The 20,069-nt window shown below is 57.2% G+C and carries 17 protein-coding genes and 1 pseudogene; 1 reads left to right on the top strand and 17 read right to left on the bottom strand.

All coding sequences use genetic code 11. The annotated features are described in order from the left end of the window. Window positions 1-99: 99 nt before the first annotated feature. The gene (locus ACUN0G_RS26990) at window positions 100-1,494 is read left to right on the top strand and encodes an undecaprenyl-phosphate glucose phosphotransferase (protein ID WP_063030963.1); all 1,395 of its coding nucleotides are present in this window, start codon (window positions 100-102) and stop codon (window positions 1,492-1,494) included. A 282-nt stretch (window positions 1,495-1,776) separates the two neighbouring features. On the opposite strand, the gene ACUN0G_RS26985 is transcribed toward ACUN0G_RS26990, so the two are convergent. The 17 genes and pseudogenes from ACUN0G_RS26985 to ACUN0G_RS26905 all read right to left on the bottom strand — a co-directional run bounded on the left by ACUN0G_RS26985 (window position 1,777) and on the right by ACUN0G_RS26905 (window position 19,891). Next, window positions 1,777-3,867 carry a YjbH domain-containing protein gene (locus tag ACUN0G_RS26985; RefSeq protein WP_445574796.1) on the bottom strand — a complete coding sequence of 697 codons (2,091 nt, stop codon included), beginning with the start codon at window positions 3,865-3,867 and terminating at the stop codon, window positions 1,777-1,779. Further along, complete coding sequence (locus ACUN0G_RS26980) at window positions 3,864-4,631, bottom strand: capsule biosynthesis GfcC family protein (protein ID WP_445574795.1); 768 nt, start codon at window positions 4,629-4,631, stop codon at window positions 3,864-3,866. Before ACUN0G_RS26980 ends, ACUN0G_RS26985 begins: the two co-directional genes overlap by 4 nt. Then, on the bottom strand, window positions 4,628-5,287 hold the full coding sequence (locus ACUN0G_RS26975; RefSeq protein WP_445574794.1) for a YjbF family lipoprotein: 660 nt from the start codon (window positions 5,285-5,287) through the stop codon (window positions 4,628-4,630). The genes ACUN0G_RS26980 and ACUN0G_RS26975 overlap by 4 nt, the downstream gene beginning before the upstream one ends. A 14-nt stretch (window positions 5,288-5,301) precedes the next feature. Further along, on the bottom strand, window positions 5,302-6,414 hold the full coding sequence (locus ACUN0G_RS26970) for a polysaccharide export protein (protein WP_445574793.1): 1,113 nt from the start codon (window positions 6,412-6,414) through the stop codon (window positions 5,302-5,304). An 86-nt stretch (window positions 6,415-6,500) separates the two neighbouring features. Beyond that, window positions 6,501-6,784, bottom strand: a pseudogene (locus ACUN0G_RS26965) (hypothetical protein). Between the two features lie 180 nt (window positions 6,785-6,964). After that, window positions 6,965-8,308, bottom strand: coding sequence for a UDP-glucose dehydrogenase family protein (locus tag ACUN0G_RS26960; protein ID WP_093197923.1), 1,344 nt, complete (start codon window positions 8,306-8,308; stop codon window positions 6,965-6,967). Between the two features lie 12 nt (window positions 8,309-8,320). Beyond that, window positions 8,321-9,748: a mannose-1-phosphate guanylyltransferase/mannose-6-phosphate isomerase gene (locus ACUN0G_RS26955; protein ID WP_421552509.1), complete on the bottom strand. Its 1,428-nt coding sequence runs from the start codon at window positions 9,746-9,748 to the stop codon at window positions 8,321-8,323. 54 nt (window positions 9,749-9,802) lie between these two features. After that, entirely contained in the window at window positions 9,803-10,279 is a 477-nt protein-coding gene (locus tag ACUN0G_RS26950; protein WP_063030978.1) for a glycosyltransferase, read from the bottom strand. Next, window positions 10,280-10,735 (bottom strand): polysaccharide biosynthesis protein, encoded by a 456-nt coding sequence (locus tag ACUN0G_RS26945; RefSeq protein WP_445574792.1) that lies wholly within the window; start codon window positions 10,733-10,735, stop codon window positions 10,280-10,282. Between the two features lie 35 nt (window positions 10,736-10,770). After that, on the bottom strand, window positions 10,771-11,733 hold the full coding sequence (locus tag ACUN0G_RS26940) for a glycosyltransferase family 1 protein (RefSeq protein ID WP_445575605.1): 963 nt from the start codon (window positions 11,731-11,733) through the stop codon (window positions 10,771-10,773). Window positions 11,734-11,786: 53 nt separating this feature from the next. Next, window positions 11,787-12,329, bottom strand: coding sequence for an acyltransferase (locus ACUN0G_RS26935; protein ID WP_219272014.1), 543 nt, complete (start codon window positions 12,327-12,329; stop codon window positions 11,787-11,789). Then, on the bottom strand, window positions 12,330-13,205 hold the full coding sequence (locus ACUN0G_RS26930; RefSeq protein WP_445574791.1) for a polysaccharide lyase: 876 nt from the start codon (window positions 13,203-13,205) through the stop codon (window positions 12,330-12,332). Continuing rightward, window positions 13,195-14,346 (bottom strand): polysaccharide pyruvyl transferase family protein, encoded by a 1,152-nt coding sequence (locus ACUN0G_RS26925; RefSeq protein ID WP_445574790.1) that lies wholly within the window; start codon window positions 14,344-14,346, stop codon window positions 13,195-13,197. Before ACUN0G_RS26925 ends, ACUN0G_RS26930 begins: the two co-directional genes overlap by 11 nt. Next, window positions 14,343-15,803: an oligosaccharide flippase family protein gene (locus ACUN0G_RS26920; protein ID WP_445574789.1), complete on the bottom strand. Its 1,461-nt coding sequence runs from the start codon at window positions 15,801-15,803 to the stop codon at window positions 14,343-14,345. The genes ACUN0G_RS26925 and ACUN0G_RS26920 overlap by 4 nt, the downstream gene beginning before the upstream one ends. Then, window positions 15,800-17,071, bottom strand: a complete 1,272-nt coding sequence (locus tag ACUN0G_RS26915; RefSeq protein ID WP_445575604.1) for a DUF6369 family protein — start codon at window positions 17,069-17,071, stop codon at window positions 15,800-15,802. Before ACUN0G_RS26915 ends, ACUN0G_RS26920 begins: the two co-directional genes overlap by 4 nt. Window positions 17,072-17,176: 105 nt before the next feature. Continuing rightward, on the bottom strand, window positions 17,177-19,405 hold the full coding sequence (locus tag ACUN0G_RS26910) for a polysaccharide biosynthesis tyrosine autokinase (RefSeq protein ID WP_445574788.1): 2,229 nt from the start codon (window positions 19,403-19,405) through the stop codon (window positions 17,177-17,179). A 45-nt stretch (window positions 19,406-19,450) separates the two neighbouring features. Then, a complete protein-coding gene (locus tag ACUN0G_RS26905) occupies window positions 19,451-19,891 on the bottom strand; it encodes a low molecular weight protein-tyrosine-phosphatase (protein WP_275713343.1) in 441 nt (146 codons plus the stop codon). Window positions 19,892-20,069 lie beyond the last annotated feature (178 nt).

Raw genomic sequence — 20,069 nt, 5'->3', positions numbered from 1 at the left:
TACGCACGCCTACGCGTGCGCCTGCCATTTGATAGTCATTAAAACCACGCCTCGCTTTAACCTGCCAGTACGTGAGTGGATACCACAGGGAGCAGAAGTATGCTTAACAACAGAAGAATGCATCGTAACCTTACACCCAAGGGTCTGACCTTTTGGGGGCAGTGGGCAATTGCCTTGAGTGTGGTCGTTGTACTTTTGTTTTCACTGGTACTGTTCAAGACCGGACAATTGGAATCCCACTACCGGATATTGGCGGCCATTACAATACTGGCCTCTATCCCCGCTTACATGTTATGTGACGTCTATAGCAAAAAAGATGATTTTTTTGTAGGGCTCGGACGGTTATTCACCGGCTGGTTATTGACCTTGGGCATATTATCGGCGGTTGGCATTGCCTGTAATGCCAGCTCGCTGTTTCCCTTGGAGATCCTGCTACTCTGGGCAGCAGTGAGCTATCCAATACTAGCACTCTGCTACATTCCGATTCACAGTCTGTCCAGGTACTACCATCGGCAACTTCACGAGCGCCAGAAATCACTGATTATTGGCACGGGTAAACTAGCGACCGACTTGGCCAATACGCTTGCCAGGCAAAAACGCTCACCCTTAGTCGGCCTTGTCGGCCCCAATACCGCGTCCCCCCAGGGCAGCACTCAACCGCAGATTCTCGGCGACTTGCCGGACCTTCCCTCATTGATCCGAGCGCACGGCATACGCCGGCTGTACATCACCCACTCCCTCCAGGAAGCCACGCACATCGAGGCGCTGTACCTCAACCTGCTGGAGATCAGCGTGGACGTGATTTGGGTGCCCGACCTCAACAACATGCTGCTGCTCAATCACAGCGTGGCCGAGGTGGATGGCTTGCCCGCGATATTCCTCAATGAAAGCCCGCTGACCAGTCGCCCCACGGCGGCACTGAGCAAGTCACTGCTGGACAAGAGCCTGGCGCTGTTGGCGATTGTGCTGCTCAGTCCGTTGTTGCTGCTGTTCGCCCTGCTGATCAAGCTGACCTCCCCCGGCCCGGTGATTTTCAAGCAGGATCGGCATGGCTGGAATGGCGAGGTGATCAAGGTCTGGAAGTTTCGCTCGATGCGCGTGCATGACGACCAGGAAGTGCGCCAGGCCAGCCGCAACGACTCCCGCATAACCCCCGTAGGGCGCTTTATCCGCCGTACCTCCATCGACGAATTGCCACAGCTGTTCAACGTGCTGCAAGGGCACATGGCACTCGTGGGGCCACGCCCCCATGCGGTGGCCCACAACGACTATTACTCGGGCAAGATTCGCGCGTACATGGCGCGGCATCGCATCAAGCCCGGCATCACCGGCCTCGCCCAGGTCAATGGCTGCAGGGGCGAAACCGAGACCCTGGAGAAGATGCAGCAACGGGTCGATATCGACCTGCGCTATATCAACAACTGGTCGCTGTGGCTGGACATCAAGATCCTGTTCAAGACGCCGTTTACCCTCCTCTCCAAAGACATCTACTGAACCCTCCCTTCCCCGCACCGCCCCACCGGCGGCGCGGGGCACCAGGCGTCCTTAGGGACGTTATCCTTACCTCCCCCTCATCATCCCCGCCCCACGTAAAGCTACCGCCCACAGCAACGCCTGGGCATCCAGGCCCAAGCCAGTCGTATTGAAATCAGAGAGGAATATCAGGGAAAAGTCGCGCGCCGGCATTGCACCTGGCGCTTTACTGTTGCGGCTTGCTCACCGCCCGGCGCATTGAGCACCGGGCCGTGAGTTACCTTGTCGGCAGACGCCGCTGCATCACTCAGTGATCTTCTCGAAGTTGTTGTAGAACAGCTCGCTGTCACGCCCATCGGTCATGGTTTGCAGTGAGTACCCGCGGTTCAGGCGTGCGCCGCCATCCCGGGTCAGGGGTGCCCATACGACGTTGGCGCGACGCATGGTCGAGGTGCTCATCAACTCGTCGAACGGGACGGAAATGTAGATGCCCTTGTCGAAGCTGCCCTCGCCGTATTCTTCCTTCGAAGCCGTGGTCAGCGTGACCCAGCCACCAAACTTCACGCCGTTCTTGAACTGCCGCGAGATGTCGACGGTGGTGCCCCAGTCCCGTGCCAGGTAACGCCCCACACTGACCGCCGCGAGCGTGTCATAGGGCAGCTCGGTATAGCTGGTGACATGCCCGGTGATGGTCTGGTAATCCCGCAGGCCGAACCCCTGGTTGAAATCACGCTGGCGCACGAAGTTCAGGTCCGCCCCCACCGACCAGTGTTTGCCCGACGGCCGGAACAGCATCTCGCCGCCCACCCCGGCGTACATCGACTCCAGGTAACCGCCGTAGACCATGCCATACAGGTCGCGATCCAGCCGCGCCGCATGGTTGAACTGGAACGTCGGCATCGTCACATCGGACGTCGTCATGTACTGGCGCAGGTCGGTGCGCACCCGCGGCAACCCGCTTGGCGCGTCGTAGGTGAACTTGTCGTAGTTGTTCAGCAGGTTGGCGCTGAGCAAGCCGCTCCACCAGGTGTTGCGGGTAAAGCGGTATTCCGCATCGGCGTCAGCGGTGAACTGATAGAGCAACCCGTCGGGGCCGCCGATGTTCTGTTTATAACCCAGGCCAAGCCCGTAGCTGAACGGCTGACGTTTACCGGTGTAGAGCGTGGTTTCCCGGTGGGCAATCGCCGGGTTGACCTCGGTGGTACGGTGCAGGTCCTTCAACGGCTGGTCGTTGTTGACCACCGCGCGGAAGGTGTCACGGGGCACGCTGGTTTCTTCGATGGGCATGTCGTACCGCTTGTTCACCAGGGTGAACCAATCGATATCCTGATTGACGCTGTTGTCGAGAATCCGACTGGCGCGCCCCACGGCCTTGGCTGAATAGAAGTAGCCTTGTTGCTCGCCATACACCATCAGCTCGGAACCGCGCTGGGCGATGCGTTCCACTTTGTAGCCGGCATTCTGCTGCAAACGATCGGATACATTGGCCCAGTCAACCTGGTCGGTTGAGGTCGTCGGCATGCGCGTCGGCAATGGTTCGGCGGGAGGGTCGTAAGTCTTCACCGGTGCCTTGCGGCTGACAAAGTTGGTGTGCAGGGTGATGCCAAACATCGCGGTATTCCCGCGCTCCCAGGCCGCGCTCAGATCGACGCTGTCGGCCAGCTTGTAGACCACGCCGATATTCACCGGCGAGTCCTGCTTGATCGGGTTGTCCAACGGCTCGTGTTTGTAGTCGTTGCCTTCGTATTCGAGCTTCAGGCTCAGGGGCTCCCAGGGCGTTTGATAGGCAATCCCGCCAAACAACGAAGGACGCCCCCTGAAGTAGGCATTGGAGTTCACATCCCCTGCCCTGGCGACGACCGCAGTGCTCTTTGGCCGGTCATTGAACTTGCTGCCGAACACCGACAGCGGGTTACCGAAATCGCCCCGATTCCCCAGGTAGCCCCAGGCGATACCGAGGCTGAAATCCAGGTTGCCATAACGCTTGTTGGCGACGAAATATTCGCTGGAAAACAAGCCGGTACCCCCGATGTCCCGGGCGCCGAAGGCCAGTTGGGGCGCCCAGTGGCTTTCTTCCCAAAGCCGCGCCTTGAAGTCGATGGCCTTGTCTTTGAAGCTCTGGCTTCCGCTCAACGCCTCGGCGCCGTACCTGCGGTTGCTGATGGCGGTGTAACGAAACGAGCCTTCCAGCCAGTCGAACGGCTGCAAGGAAAAACTGTAGCGCGAGTAAGGATCGGTGCGGTTGGCGTTGGCGCTCAACTCTCCCGCCGGGGCCATGCGTGCGGTGGGGGTCTGTAGCAGGCCCACGCCGCCAAAGTCATTTTGGGTGTAACGGGGTTCTCCGTGAACCAGTCCGCAAGGCAGAAGCAATACAGCAGCAAAACGTAAATTCAAGGGTTCACCTCAGCCAACGGTTGAGTGGCAAAAAACTCGGCCAGTTGTTGGTTGAGATCAGGGGTCGGCGTCTCAAGGTCATCGCTGCGCACCGGCACCAGGATCCGGCTGCCGGGCGCGGCCACGATGCCGTCCTCCCGATTCCACGCTGCCACGCCTACCCGTCGTACCTGGCCGTCGGGCTGGATCAACCACAGGTCATCGCGCTCGGCGTCGTCCAGGACCGTACAGTCGCGAACATAATCTCCCACCTCCCGCATAGCGCGGTACGGCACCTCACAGGGCTGCGCAACGGCCCCGAGCACCTCTACGCTGGACGGCCTTTCGGGGTAAACAAGCTGGTCACCGTCATCGAGCAACGCGTTGCGTGCGAAGCCCGCCTCCACGGCGATCGGGTCCAGCACCGCCACCTGGCGGCCAGTGACCGGCAACTGCTCGACCTGCCGATACAGACGCGCACTCAAGTCCGCTAGCGAGCGCCGGTCGTCCAGCAAGGCTCCCCGTTGCAGCAATTTCAAATCGAACAAAACCCCGGCCTTCAAACGCGCCTGCGGCTCCATCAACGACTGGTGCAACCACGCGGCGCCCAACCAGTAGCTTTCGGCATTCGGTTGGGCAACGCGAATAACATCCAGCAGGCGCGCCCCTGGTTTGACCTCGTAGGCGCCGGGGCTGCGTACATCGCCGCTGACCGTGACAGCTGCCTGGCCCGCGCCGGGGCCGATCAACAACAGGCCCAGCCATAAAAGATTCAAACGCTTCACCGGGCAGCCTCCCGATCGGCACGCAACTGCACGATGTTCAGGGACAACCGGGGCGTCAGATGCTGCTCGCTGCGCAGGATGAAACCATCCTGCGGGTCGACCCAATAATGGTTGGTGGCGTGGAAATTCAAGGTGGGAACATCCACCTGCTCGTCGATGCGCAGCAAGGCATGATCCTTGTCCAGAATGCGGAGGGTCTCGATGGCGTGGGTGCTGAAACGGCTGTTGACCGCGACGCCGATTCGGTTGCCGTCGTAGACGTCGATCCAGCGTGTGCTGGTGTAGCCATCGGGCAGATGCTGGAGGCCGCGCTTGAACGGTGACTCGCCACTGAAGCGAGTGCCGTCCAGGGAAACCCCCAGCCCGACCGTGCGTACCACCAGGCCGTCACGCATCATCACCACTTGCTTGCCGGAAGCGACCCAGAATTCCAGGTCGCCCCGGCGGCGTGCCCTGGCCATCACCCCCTCACTGACAGCGGTGGTGACCAGGATCTGCGGGTACGGCACGACGTCGACCTGGGCACGGGTCACATTGATGGGGGCCGGGCCGCTGACGGAGGTTTCGAGGGTGTACCAGGACGCCCTCATCAGCGGGTTACACCCGCTCAACAAGAGCGCCATCGACAGACAGGTGCAGGTAGGCAAAATTTTCACGGGGGGCTTGAGCCTTATCTGCTGTTGGCTTCGCTGAGGTCATTAAACGATCGGGCACCGAGCCCGATGGCACTGGCGGTTGGCAGCAGTTGGCTGATCAGGCGGTTCCAGCGCGTCACGCCAGCCGGCCCGACGTACACGATGTCTTGGGGCTGCAAGTCGAACCGGGTGGCCAGCACCAGCGCGGACGGTGATTGGGCATCGAGCTGGAACACCTTGGCGGGTTCTGCTTCCAGGTTGTCCACGCCACGAATCACGTAGACCGCGTTGCCATTGGAGGTGGTCTGGTTCAAGCCACCCACCGTGCCCAGGGCATCGGTCAGGTTGATCGCCTTGCCCTTGAAACTCAGGGCCCGGGGCTGATTGACTTCGCCCATGAGGTACACACGTTTCTGGTCGTTATAGGGCAAATACAACCGGTCGCCGCCCTTGAGGTAAAGGCCCTGCAGTTGCGAGCCCTGGCGATTCAGGCTGTCCAGGTCCAGCCTGTATTCACGGCCCTCGCGGGTGAGTGTCAGGCCCGACAGGTCGGCATTTGTCGGGTCGATGCCGGCGGCGCCAATGGCTTCAACGGCACTCAAGGGCGTGGTAGTGATCGGCTGTTGGCCGGCTTTGATCACCGCGCCGGTCACCACCACGGTCTGGCTGGCAAACCGCAGGACGCTGACGTCGACCTGAGGGCTTTCAATAAACTGCGACAGTCGCCCGGCGATAAAGGCGCGTAATTCTTCGATGGTTTTACCGGCCACCGGCACGTTGCCGATATACGGATAAAACAGCGTGCCGTCCGGACGCACCAAGCGACCGTTGGCATCGATCTGCTGTTGCGGCCCGGACGGCGCCGTCAACTCGGGGTGATCCCAGACCGTGATAAACAACAGGTCGTTGGCGCCTACCCGATAGCCACCCGGAACATACGCCAGCAACTCAGCAGGTACCGATTCACGAACGTGCGTGGCGGCATCCATGGCGATCAACTTGGGCGTGATCGGAATCAACTCCACCCGGGTACTTTCAGGAGAGCCCTCACTGGACATTTGACTGGTGTCCATGTGTTGACCAGGCGAAAACATGCAGCCGTGCAAGCTGATACTTGCCAGCAAAAGAACAGGTAACCTAGAAATCATAATGGCACTACGCTAGTCGAGGACGAGTCTAAAAAAGATCACCCAGAAAGTTCTGAGTGATCTTGTACAACAGGGTTTACGAGGGATTAATTGGTACCGGTAGTACCGCCTGTGCCGGTGGTACCGCCGGTGCCGGAGTACCGCCATTGGAACTGCCGCCCGAGTTGGAAGCGGCTGCCGCAGCGCCGACAACCGCCGTGCCGACCCCAACCCCTTCACCGAGCGTCACGCCGCCCACGAGCGGGGTGCTCAACGACAGGGACTCACCTGCGCCGGCGGCCTCGCTCACCGCAGCGCCGGCGACTTCACCCGCCGCCATTGCTGCAGTACTTGTGAAAGCCAGCAAGCCGGCCAACAGTAATTTCCTCATATCAGACTCCTTCTCGATATTTACCCCTTATCAAACTTTGCAAATAAGGGCGTAGTGATGGAACGGAGATAAACAGGCTATGCAAACTGTACAAAGATCCTGTTGGATCACGCACTTAGCCTCCTCGAAATCATCTCACTTGTGGATAGCTCAAACCACCCATGTTAATAATCGTCAGGTTTAAACGACTGGCCGTACTGATAACCCGCGACCAATACCGTAATAGTCAAAGCCATTGGCTTTCATCCGCTGCGGATCAAATATATTGCGGCCATCAAAGATCACTGGCGTGCTCAGTTTTTCTTTAATCAAGTCCAGGTCCGGGGCTTTGAATTCACGCCACTCCGTCACAATCACCAATGCATCGGCACCTTGCAGCGCGGCCTCTTTGGTGCCCATGAGCAGCAAGTCTTCGTTCATGCCGTAAATGCGCTGGGTCTCGGCCATCGCTTCAGGGTCGAAGGCTTGAACCCTGGCGCCCACGCTGCGCAATTGTTCGATCAGCACGCGGCTGGAGGCTTCGCGCATGTCGTCGGTATTGGGTTTGAAGGCCAGGCCCCAGATCGCAAAGGTCTTGCCCTCCAGTTGCCCGCCGAAGTGATGGTGGATATGCCCGAACAGGTGCTGCTTCTGGCGCTTGTTGACTTCCTCGACGGCCGACAACAGCGTTGCCTGATAGCCGATCGACGACGCGGTGCGCTCCAGGGCCTGTACGTCTTTCGGGAAGCACGAGCCACCATAACCGCAGCCAGGGTAGATAAAGTCGTAGCCGATCCGAGGGTCAGAGCCAATGCCTTTACGAACGGCTTCAATGTCTGCGCCCAATCGTTCGGCGAAGTTGGCCATTTCATTCATGAAGGAAATCTTGGTGGCCAGCAGGCAGTTGGCCGCGTACTTGGTCAGCTCGGCACTGCGGATGTCCATCGTGATGATTTTTTCGTGGTTGCGGTTGAACGGTTCATACAGTTCCCGCATGCGCTCCACGGCGTAGCTGCTGTCACTGCCGATGATGATTCGGTCGGGGCGAGTGCAGTCGGCGACTGCCGAACCTTCCTTCAGGAACTCGGGGTTGGAGATCACCTGAAACGCCACCTCAAGCCCCCGGGACGCCAACACCTCGGACACCTTGGCCTGGACTTTATCCGCGGTCCCCACCGGTACCGTGGACTTGTTCACGATAATCTTCGGCTCGGTCATGTTGAGCGCGATGGTCGCGGCAACGGAGAGCACGTACTTGATGTCAGCGCTGCCATCGTCATCCGGCGGCGTGCCCACGGCGATGAATTGCACCTCACCATGCCGCACGCCTTGCGCCGCGTCAGTGGTGAACTGCAAGCGCCCGGCATCATGGTTCTTCTGCACCAGGGCGCTCAGCCCGGGCTCATAGATCGGGATGATCCCGCTCTTGAGGTTCTCGACTTTGCTGGCGTCAATGTCGACACAGCAGACTTCATGCCCCGCATCAGCCAGCACCGCCGCTTGCACCAGGCCCACATAGCCGATTCCAAATACAGTTACGTTCATTTCAATAGTCCTTTAAACAAGCTCGAGGCGGCCATAGCGGTCTTCAAAGCGGATGATGTCGTCTTCACCCAGGTAGGAGCCGGACTGCACTTCAATCAGCTCCAGCGGGATGCGTCCCGGGTTTTCCAGGGAGTGCACAACGCCAATGGGGATGTAGGTGGATTGGTTTTCGGTGAGCAGCACCTGTTTGTCGGCGATCTGCACATTCGCGGTGCCGGACACCACGATCCAGTGCTCGGCCCGATGGTGGTGCAGCTGCACCGACAGCTTGTGCCCCGGCTTAACCGTGATCCGCTTCACCTGGTAGCGATAGCCCTGGTCCACCGAGTCATATTTGCCCCACGGCCGATAGACTTCGCGGTGACTGGCGCTCTCGATCCGGTGGTTTTTTGTGAGCTGGGTGACGATTTTCTTGACGTCTTGCGCATGGTCCTTGGTGGTCACCAGGATCGCGTCGGCGGTCTCCACCACCACCACATCATTGATCCCGGCAACGGTGACCAGGCGGTGGCTGGCGTGCACATAGCTGTTGGTCACGTCTTGCAGCAGCACATCGCCTTGGGTGCAGTTCTGGTTCTGGTCCTTGAGGCCCGCTTCCCAGACCGAGTCCCAGGCACCCAGGTCGCTCCATGGAGAGTTGAGGATGACCACCGACGCGATGTCGGTTTTTTCCATCACCGCGTAGTCAATCGACACGTTGGGCGCGTTCACGAAATCCACCTGGTTGAGCCGGGTGAAATCCTGGTCGTAGGCCGCATTGGAGAGGGACAGTTCCGCGGCCACCATGATCTCCGGGCTCAAGCGCTCCAGCTCAGCCTTCATCACGGAAGCGCGGAACATGAACATGCCGCTGTTCCAGAAGTAGTTGCCTTGGGCCAGGTAGCTTTGTGCGGTCTCAAGGTCGGGCTTTTCGACAAAGGCCTCGACATGTGCGGCGCCGTCGAGCGCAGCGGTTTGAGTACGGATGTAGCCGTAGCCGGTCTCGGGCTTGGTGGGCACCACGCCGAACGTGACGATCTTGCCCTTGTTGACCTCCACCGTGGCCAGCGTCAAGGCCGCATTAAAGGCGCCGGTATCGCCGATCACATGGTCTGCCGCCAACACCAGCAGGATCGGATCATCGCCGTCTTGCAGGGCTGACAACGTCGCGGCGGCAATCGCCGGGGCGGTATTCCGGGCCGTGGGTTCAAGAAGGATTTTCTGGGGTATCAAGTCCAGCGACCGACTTTGTTCGGCCACGATGAAACGGTGTTCTTCGTTGCACACGATGATCGGTGGGCTGACGTTCTCGCCCTCTATCGACAGGTGCTTGATGCGGTCCAACGTGGCTTGAAACAAACTCAAGTCACCGTGCAGCGCTATAAACTGCTTTGGCTTAAGTGCTCTAGATAGCGGCCACAGGCGCGTGCCTGAGCCGCCAGACAATATCACTGGAATCATAGCGATTACTCGATGATTAAACGTAATGGGGGCGTGTCGACCAACAGCCGAAACTTAGGAGGTGAATGACTTCACATAACTGATCAAACGGTCTCTTTCGGTAAAGTCCAATGGACTTTCCGAGCTGCTGTAGTTAAGTGCCGAATCAATCGCCGAAAAGAAGCCGTCTTTATCGTGGGCGATAAACACCGACGGAATATCTGAAAAGTTCTCGGCGGTGTCGTACTGGTGATTATTGATGTGTTCACCCCGTCGGCTGTCGCGCGGGACGATAACGATGGGTTTCCCCAACTCAAGGGAGCGAATGATATTGCCCATGCCCGCATGGGAAACGATCACCTTGGATGCATTGAAGTTCTTGGAAAACAGCGGCTCGGCAATGGTCTTGTGCGCCGTAATCCGGCCCAGGTCATTTTCCTGATTACCCACTTGGGCGACAATCGGGACTTCAGGGTTTGCATGACTCCACTCATGCAAGTAGCCGAGCATTCTTTCAAAGGGTGCTTGAGTGCCAACGCTGCAAAATATCATTTATACAATCCTCCCTTTATATTGGGCGCGGCTGTTTTGCGAAAGCGAGGGCCACTGGGTCAGTAACTCATCGACAAAATAAACAGCGATGCGGCCGGACAACGAGAGCTTCTTGGGGTTGGCGATGCTGTCAATCCACAGGGTCTTTTTCCCCATGAGTTTTCCAGCGACCAATCCCAGCAAACCTGGAGCGGCGCCGGTGGAGATCACGTACCTGGCCTTGCTGCGGTAGACGATCGCAAAAATCTGGCAAAAGCCCTTGATGATCTTCATCGGCTCACTGCGATTAAAGTCCGGGACTTGCGCAAAGGCATGGGATGGATACTGCGAGCCAATGCTGATATCCACGGTGGCGATGGTAACTTTCTGACCGTCGAAGGCCGGCAGCAACTTGCTCATTTGCACCCAGTGCCCACCTCCAGAACAAATCAATAAAACATCACTTGATTGACTCATGACGGTTCCCTTCCTGTCAGGTGTAATAGACATCATTAAATAGTGGCGGCAGTTCTTAACTGTTGTGCCTGGCCTTTCCAGCGGGCTATTCGCTTGGCTTTGAGCAAGGCTGATTTCTCTTTATAGATTTCTTGATTGGCGATGAGCTGCACGACGCCGGCCTTTATCGACAGCGGGTTCAGGGTGTCTACGAACACTGCGGCTTCGGAAAACAGCGAACGCAGTACCGTGGTATTCGAGAGCGCCATCGGCCGGCCGGCGCTGACCGCTTCGTTGGCCACGCTCAACTGGACGTTGTCGCGGGTGGTCAGGCCGAGCACCACATTCGCGTTGCACAGCAGCTGTTCGAACGTCGCTTTGCTGAGGAAACCGGTCAGTTTGATGTTCGCGGGAAGTGACGCCACGAGTTCTTCGGACAGCTTGCCCTGGTGCTTGCCGGTGATCAGGAAGTCGACATCCGGCATTTCCCGGGCGGCGTTGATTACGATCTCTATGGGCTCATCGATATCAAAGGAGCACGGAAACAGCACATAGGGCCTCTCGCGCTCAGTGGCGGGCGCCGCCGGGAAGTCACAGGGCAAGTCTTCCAGGATAAAAATATTGGTTTCCTTGACGCCAAGGCCTGCCAGTTCTTCTTTGACTTTAAAGTTATGCACGACCACTGCGTCGATTCTATTCAACAGGGATACAGTGCCAGGAAAGCCTATCCACTGTTTGCGCAACAGGCTGTTGTGAGCGTCAGCGATAATCTTCAAGCGCCGGTTGAATATAAACTTGTAGGCCAGTGCTATATGCAATACCGGACTCGGCGGCAACTGCACCCACAGCACTTCCGGCGAAACGGCCAACAGCGTCTTGATGGTTTTAAACGACTTGATCAAGTAGTCCAACGGCCGTGCCGACTTCTTCTTGAACTGGTTGGGCAAGTGCAGAATGTCATAGGCCCAATATTGCTTCATGGTATCGGCCCGTCGTTGATAGCCAATCCATGCGATCATTAATGATTTCACGTCAGAATCCTGCCTAAATAAAGGTGGCGCCAGTAAGGTGCTTACACGGCAAACCAAATCGGAAAGTCGGCGCTGTACAGAATATTTTTATTCCTGAAGCGAAGATGTTTGGCCGGGTTGCCGCCCACAATCGAGTACGCTTCAACGTTGCGCGTGACCACACTGCCTGGATAAACCACGGCGCCTTTTCCGATGGTGACGCCTGGCATCACCATCACATTGGGAAAGATCCAGGCGTTGTCTTCGATCACTACGGGTTTGCCCACCAGGCAACTCATCGGGTCATCAATATCGTGACCCAGGGTATAAATCCTGGCGTTGTGGGAAATATTGACGTTATCCCCAATCTGAATCCCGGCCCGGTTGTCCAGGTAGCAGTCGTAATTGACTGTGCAGTTTTTCCCGATGGAGAAGTTGCCGAAGGTAAAAAAAACCACCTTGCGGTGAACCGTGGTTTTCGCGCCCACCTGGCATCCGGTCAGCCTGAGCAGTGAACGCCTCAGGTTGAAAAACAACGCCAGGCTGAGCAGCGAATTAAACAGCGCAACAGCGGCCTTCTTGATATTCAGTTTCAGGTTCTTCACTTAGTCACCTTGCCCTGATGCATCAGTCACGCGCTGGGAACTCATCACAAAATTCCTGAAGCGGATATTGGTGCTGACCGGCGTGGCGAACGACGGGTTATTCCCACCGAAGAACGTCGAAAACAGCAGGCCATCGATGGTGATGTCCGGGGTGTCTCTAAACGTCAGTCCGGTTTCGGAGTGCACCAGCTTTTTGTCATACCAGATGGAAATCACGCCATCGGCCTGCCCCGGTGTATTCAACTTCACCAGTTGCTCCAACCTGTGCCACTGCCCGACCGTAAAGATCCAGGAACCCAGGCCGACTGCCGTGCCCCAGGTTTTACTGGTGGGCAAATAGGCATAGATCGCACCGGCGCCCTTCTCTTTCCAGATGTAGCGCGTGGAAAAGCCGTCATGCCCGTTGGGTATTTTCCCGCCGGTATTTCCGGTGCCGCCGTAGAGGCCTGGGAGCTTGCCGCCTTTTACAAAATTGAAATTCTGGTCGAACTTCAACTCGTACGTCAGCACCAGGCATTCCCTGCCCGGTTGCGGGAGCGGGGATTTGAATTCGATTCCGCCGTAGGGCAATCCGAGCCGAACCATCGAGCCCGGGTCGTACGAGCCGGCAGGAAAATGCACGGCGATGTCCTTGATTTTCTGGCTGTAGGTTTTGTTGGTTAAATTGGCGCGGCCCTTGATGCTGTTCTGCGCCTGAGTACCGTCGAGCACCTGCGACACATCCGGAAGTGACGGATAGATGTTTTTGATGCGTTGCTCGCAGCGGTCGCTGACCTCTGATGCGCCGCTCGCGGCCACCTGCAGAGAGAACGCCAAAGTGAGTAGCGTCGAGGCTGTCTTTTTCACGTCGATTGCCCCCTCCACTTTATTTTCCATCGACCCATTTCAAAAAATCGTCGACCGCTTTTTGCGCAAGGGAAGATCGCTGGGCGATTTCTTGCTTGAGGTGCTCGGCCATTTGCGCTTTCGATTGGCGGAATTCGCTGATGGTCGTGATGATCACGTCGGGGTCCGGGACGCTGACCAGCTTCGTGCCGTGCGGCAGCATTTCATGGACTTTTTTCAGCTTGTTTTCGATCTCAACGGCGATGGTCGGGAAGCCCAGGGAAGCCGGCAGGAGTACGCCGTGGGCCCGTGCGCTGATGATCACGTCCGACTCAACGATGAGTTTCGCCATGAAGGTTTCAGGGGTATCGCCGGCGGCGTCCCAGCACAACCACTCGAAGGTGTGGTACTTGTCGATCAGGTGCTGGTCACGCTCTTTGTAGAGCGAGACCAGGCGCACCTGCTCGCCACGTTTGGCCAATTCATCAGCGGCCTGGACCATCGCCTTGATGAACTGTTGCCCGTTTGCATCGTGGGGCCAGTCGCGCAGGATAAAGGACAGGTACTTGCCCTTCTTGAGGCTGCCGATTTCCAGGTCTTTGCTGGAGATCCACAGATCGGAAAGCAGGCTGGGGTCGGTGTACACCTCCACGTCTTTCTTTCCAAAAGTATTGCAATGCTGCTGGCTGGTGCCGTCCCGCACGGAAATGTAGTCACAGCGATTGATCACGCTGACGGCGCGGGTCAGCAACTTGCCGCCGCCATCAAACGGGCCCAGGCCGATACAGAACGCCGCCAGACGCCGGTGGAAATAGATCTTGTCGACACCGCCACGCAGCCCGACATACAGGCGTAACAGCGTGGACTTCAGGTCGGTTTGAGCCTTGATGCTCTTATAGGCCTTCGCCAATCGACCGGTAGGAGCGGTGACTTCCTTGGCCGGCGGGATGAACGAGAAGAACTGGCCGCCGCCGCCCAACACCACCAGGTCAGCCTTGACCGGTTCCTTGATATGCAGCCACTTGATGCGCGGATTAAAATTCCTGGCGATCTGCGGATGATCGACACCCACCGCAATATCCGATTCTTTAAAGCGCTTTTTCAGAATATTGATCACGCATAGCATTAATACGTCATCACCCAAGTTACCCGGACCGTATGCACCCCGGATATAAACTTTACTGACATTCATGCTGGGCTTCCATTTTCCACGGGGTCATTAAACACGGTATTCAAGGCAAACGTCGTTGCGAGAATGTAGATAAATATCGTCGCCATAATCATCAATCGATACAGCACACTTTCAACGTAGGCGCTGGCTATGAAACTGATAAAAGGCAATGTCCACAGGATCAGGATCCTGGGAGATATCAGCAGTTCCAAAGGCAGTATTTTCTTATAAACAAAATAAGGCAGGCCCAGCAGGAAGTGGATGAACTGCGAACCAATGAACGCTTTGGCAATCCCGATTGCGCCCTCCTCCCTGAGCCATAACGCGCCGGCGATAAACAGCAGGCCCCATAGAATGTTGCTCATGACGCTGAACCAGGCCAGGTTCATCACGATCATCTTTCTTGAGATGCCGGACTTGAATGCACTGAGCAAAGACCCGAGGATTACCAGCACCAACGTGACTTCAAAATCACGCCCGAGGAAACTGCTGCCGTAGAGTTTGGCCAGCAACTCGGGAAACATGATCACCGGCTGTATGATCACCAGTACTACTAACCAGCCCGAGAGAAAGTTCAGGGCGTCCAGTTTGCGGTTTTTACCACCCAGCGCTGCAGCCAGCATCGGCACCAGTACAGAGCCCAACACCACGGAAACATGTGAAAAGATCGCGTTCCATTGCATGGCGGCGGCGTACATGCCTAGCGCGGCAAGACCGTTAGTTGTTTCTGCCAACAGCTTGTTGGCGAACCAGTTCATTGGGGCGACCATCAACCCCGTCAGCAATACCGGCAGGCCCACCGACAGCACGGCATGCTTTTCAGTCATTGCGCCTTTGAAGCTCAGCGTGGTGTTCCGGGCCTTGAGTATTTTCCAGCAGGCCAGTGCGCTGAAAAACACGATCAGCAATTGGGAACCGGCCAACCCCAGCAGCGCGCCGTTGAGCCGGAACTGGATGGTCAGGAAATACGTCGCCGGGATCGCGACCATCGCGATGATTCCGTTGATCGTCGCAATCGAACGGTATTGCCCCCAACCGGTCAGGCAGCCTTGGGTCCACCCCGACAGAATGATGAAGGTAATGGTGCTCAATACAATCAGCGACGCCGCGCTCAGGCTGTCTGCGCCCAAGATAACGCTGGAGAAGAAGTGCGGGAAAAACAGCGCTGTCCCGATGATCATCGCGCTGAAAAACACCGAAAATGTCAGCGTCAGGGCGATGCCCCGGCCGGTTTTCTCGGGGCTGCTCTCTTTGAACTGCCCGATATGCTTGGCCGTTGCCGTGGTGGTGGCTTGGGCGGCGACGTTGGCCAGCATCACAATCGCGCTTTGGATCAACCCGTACTCACCAAAGGATTGGGCGCCCAATACCCGGGCCACCAGGATGCCGGTGATCACCACCGAGACTTTGGTGGCGACGGCAGAGATGAAGCTCCAGGCCGTACTGGAGACGAATTTTTTCAACACTGTGCTGTTCATCCGGCTTTCACCTGTAAGGGCATGGTTATCAGCGGCAGGTCCGGCTTAAGCAGCTTCTTGCGTTGCCTGGCCGTGTGCTCAGCACAGACGCGCAGAACGATGGCGCCATAAGCGATACCGATGGCGTACGGCTGATAAGGCGTGGCCGACACAACGAACATCACGCCCAAAAACACAGCGATCGAGACCGCCACTCGGCTGTTCATGTGCTGGGTAATCGAGGTAATGAACACGTACAACAGGTACACGCCGATCAGCCCGTACTTAACGAAGTACGTTAAGTAGGCACTGTCGATATTCGAGTTCTTGTCATCGAGGCCACGGTATTCAAACCACGGAATTTCGAACGGCGTTCCCGCGCCCAATCCGACAAAGTAGTGCAGCGGGTTCATGCCCCGGATCAGTTCCAGGGCGGGGCTGAAACGAGTGCCCAGTTGAGCGGCCATGCCTTCAGACGACAAACCGTCATTGATTCGGTCAGCGCCGATCATGTTGCTGACGCCGATAAACGCCATCAGTACAACGGCCCCGGCCAGGGCGACCCCGATCATGCGGGCCGGCTTTGTGTATTGGTGAATGATGATCGCCGCAAACACCGACACAAAGATGAAGCGCGAATTGGCGATAAACAGACAGATGAATGAGGTGGCCAGGCAAATTCTGGCGAGCTTTTTTCGCTGTTCAAACAGCCGTGGGTCTATGAAGTAATAAATCAGATAGGCCACGGCGGCGTACGTACCGCCATCCAGATACCGGTAGGCGTTTTCTTCATAGTAAACGTCTTGAAATTTGTACAGGCCCAACCGCAACCAGGCGATATCCAGCACGTTAAATGCCGTCATCGCGATCAATAGCAACAGCACTGTTTGCAGCTTCAGGGTTTTCGCGGCAAGGGTCGCGATGTTCGAGAGCACGATAAACGACAGGATCATTATGAAAGGCCGGACATCCTTCAACAGGTACTTGTTTGAAGACTCCAGCAAACCGCACGCGAGTAATACCAGATACAGGCCACAGCCAAACAACAGGCCGCCTGGCGCTGTCAGTTGATTCCTCTGCGAAACCACCTGCCTGACCAGCAGTGCCCCCAGCCCACCGACGATGTAAAAGTCAAAGAAGTAGATGCCTTTGAGCGAGATTATTTCGCTGTAGGAGTTACCCGTGGGAATAACAGCCAGCATTATCCCAAACACTACCATTGAGTATTTTGGATTTTTCGCCGCGAGCAAACCCGCTGACAGCGCGATAAGGGATAACAGGTAAAACATGGCTGGGTATTCTTTATGCTGATTTGAATTTGGCACGCTACCGCCCCAGGATTTTTCGTTCATTTCCTGAGAACGTGACCGCTATCCTGCAATTACAGTGGTGACTCAGCTCCGATCAGCCTGGTACTCGTACTGGTAATACCCGTAGTTGCCGTAGCCATATTTGGCCGAGGCCTTCTTTTCAACCCCGTTGAAGATCGCGCCCCTGAGCGCGATGCCGTTCTGGGCAAACCGGCGAATGGTGTGTTCGATCTCTTTGGCCGGGTTCAAGCCATAGCGCGTGACGATCAGGTTGGTCCCCGACTGCCTTCCCACAATCGCCGCGTCGGTCACGGCCAAGAGCGGTGGCGTATCCAGAATCACCAGGTCATAGCGTTCGCTGACTTGCGACAACAGTTCGGTCAGGTTGCGATGCATCAACAGCTCGGAAGGATTGGGCGGTATCTGCCCACGGCTGATGATGTCGAGGTTTTCAATGGCGGTTTTGTGAATGGCGGATTCAAGGGTGCATTGGTTGGAGAGGATGTCGGAAAGCCCATCCTTGGCCGGCACGCCCAGCACCTTGTGCAGGTAGCCACGGCGCATATCCACATCAATCAACAAGACGCGCTGCCCGGTTTGAGCGATCACCGCCGCCAGGTTGACCGAGACGAAAGTCTTGCCTACCTCGGGGCTGGGCCCGGAGATCATGATGCGGTTATTCGGCGCCTCGAGCATCGCGAAGTGCAGGCTGGTGCGCAAACTGCGCAAGGCCTCCACCGCCAGGTCCGTGGGGTGACTGATGGCCAGCAATGACGACTCTGCATCGGTACGTCCACGACCGCGGGTGATTTTGTCTTCTTCAACTTTTTGCAACGGGCTGTACGGAATCGACGCATACACCGGCAACCCGAGTTGCTCGATGGCTTCCGGGCTTTCCAGGCCACGGTTCAGCGCCTTGCGCAGCAGCACCAGCGCCACCGCCAGGAAGCCGCCCAACAGCGTCGCGATCAGCACAATCAGGATCTTTTTTGGCTTGATCGGCTTGAAGTAATTGACGTCTGCGGTGTCGATCAGGCGCACGTTGCCCACGGTCCCCGCGCGCATCACATCCAGTTCCTGGGACTTGTTCAGCAGTTGGGTATAGATGGCCGTGCCGACCTCGACATCCCGGGTCAGGCTCAACAGCTCCTGCTGGGTCGAGGGCAGGCCTTCTACCCGGCTCGCCAGGCTTTGCTGCTTGCTGGTCAACTCGCCAATCTGGGTCAGCAACGCGCGATACGCCGGATGCTGGCGGGTGAACTTGCGGTCCATCTCGGCCTGCTGCAACTTCAGCTCGGAGATGCTGGTATCGAGCCCCACGATCTGGTCAAGAATCGCCTTGGTTTCCAGGGTGATGTCCACCGACTTGCTGCGGGTCTGGTATTCATTCAAGGCCTTGCCGGCTTTTTCCAGGTCCTTCTTGACCTCCGGCAGTTGCTCCTTGAGGAACGCCAGGCTTTGCGCCGCCTCAGCCGAGGTGCGCTCGACGTTTTGCCGCACGTAGATGGCCGCGATCTGATTGAGGATTTTGATTGCCTGGTCCGGGTCGGTGCTTTCCAGCGCCAGGCCGATCATGCCCGACTCTTTCCCCCGCTCGACCACGTCCAGGTTCTCCTGGTAGTCGAGGATGCTGGTCAGGCGCGCATTGCGGATCACCCTGAAACGCGTGCCGGGTTTGGCGCGCAGTTCTTCAATCTGGAAGGCGACGCCATTTTGCTCGATCAGTTGCCCGACTTGGCCAGCCGCCAACACCTGATCATCTTCATCCACCAGGGTGAAATGATCATGTTCACCTACGGTCAGGGTCAGCTTCTTGCCCAGTTGCCCGTCGGGCAGGTCCAGCTTGAAAATCTTCAGCGACTCGCCGCCCCAGGCGAAGCTGTCCAGGCCCAGCAAGGGCTCGGCGATTGCACCGGGGTTAGTCTTCTGGAAGCGGCGCGCGAGGAACTCACCGAACACCGGGAAGTACATGGGCTGCACGACAATATCGAGTTTCAGGTTGTCGACGGTTTTGCCAATCACATACCGCGACTGGATCAACTCGATCTCGGTGGCCGAAGGCGACTCCTTGCCAAGCATGCCGCCGATGTCCGAAAAGCCCAGCAAGTCGTTCTTTTTCGCTTCGACCTGCAACAGGGCATTCGCCTGATAGACCGGGGTCGCCAACACCGCATACGCGGCGCCTGTGAGCATAAAGGCGCCGGTAACCGCGGCGATCAACCATTTGTGGTCGATCAGTGTTCCAAACAGACCGAGGAGATCAATCTCCTCGTTATCGTCTTCCCGTACGGTGACTGCTGGCGCTTGCTGCATAAGTCGGATTCTTAGCCTTTATTTCGATTCAAAAAATCATGGCGATCAGCGTGCGAGACGCTGCGCCCATGCGTTTACGGCTTCTTCGATCAACGCATAAGCGTGCACAAAAGCAGCTTTCCCTTGCCGGTAGGGGTCGCTGATCTCTCGCTCGTTTTGCCATTTACCCAGCAGCAAGACCTTGCCCCGTGCCTCGGGCGCCATGCTGAGTACGGCATTGATGTGCTGTCGCTCCATCACCAGGATCAGGTCGGCTTCACTGATCGCCTGTGGCTCCAGCTGGACGGCCTGGTGCTCAATAACTGGATGACCATGGGCCTCGAGTACCGCACGCGCGGTGGTTTCAATCGGCTTGCCGACCAACGCGGCAATGCCCGCAGAACTGACCTTGATATCGCAGCGACTCAGTGCGCCACGCAACAGGCTTTCCGCGGTGGGACTGCGGCAAATATTGCCAATACAGACAATCAACACTCTTTTAAACAAGACACTATTCCCCGGGCCATCCATTACCCCACGAAGCCATCACATCAACTTCGCAACTTCGCGGCAGTATTTATTACCATGGAACCCCCACTTCACCAACATTATCTCCAGACGAAAAATAACAACACTCGCATTAACCCGACGTTTTATAACATTCATGACTTTGCAGCGCGCGTCG

The organism is Pseudomonas sp. 32A (assembly GCF_052682255.1).
The sequence above is the reverse complement of the archived record's forward strand: the minus strand, read 5'-3'. Positions and strand labels throughout refer to the sequence as shown.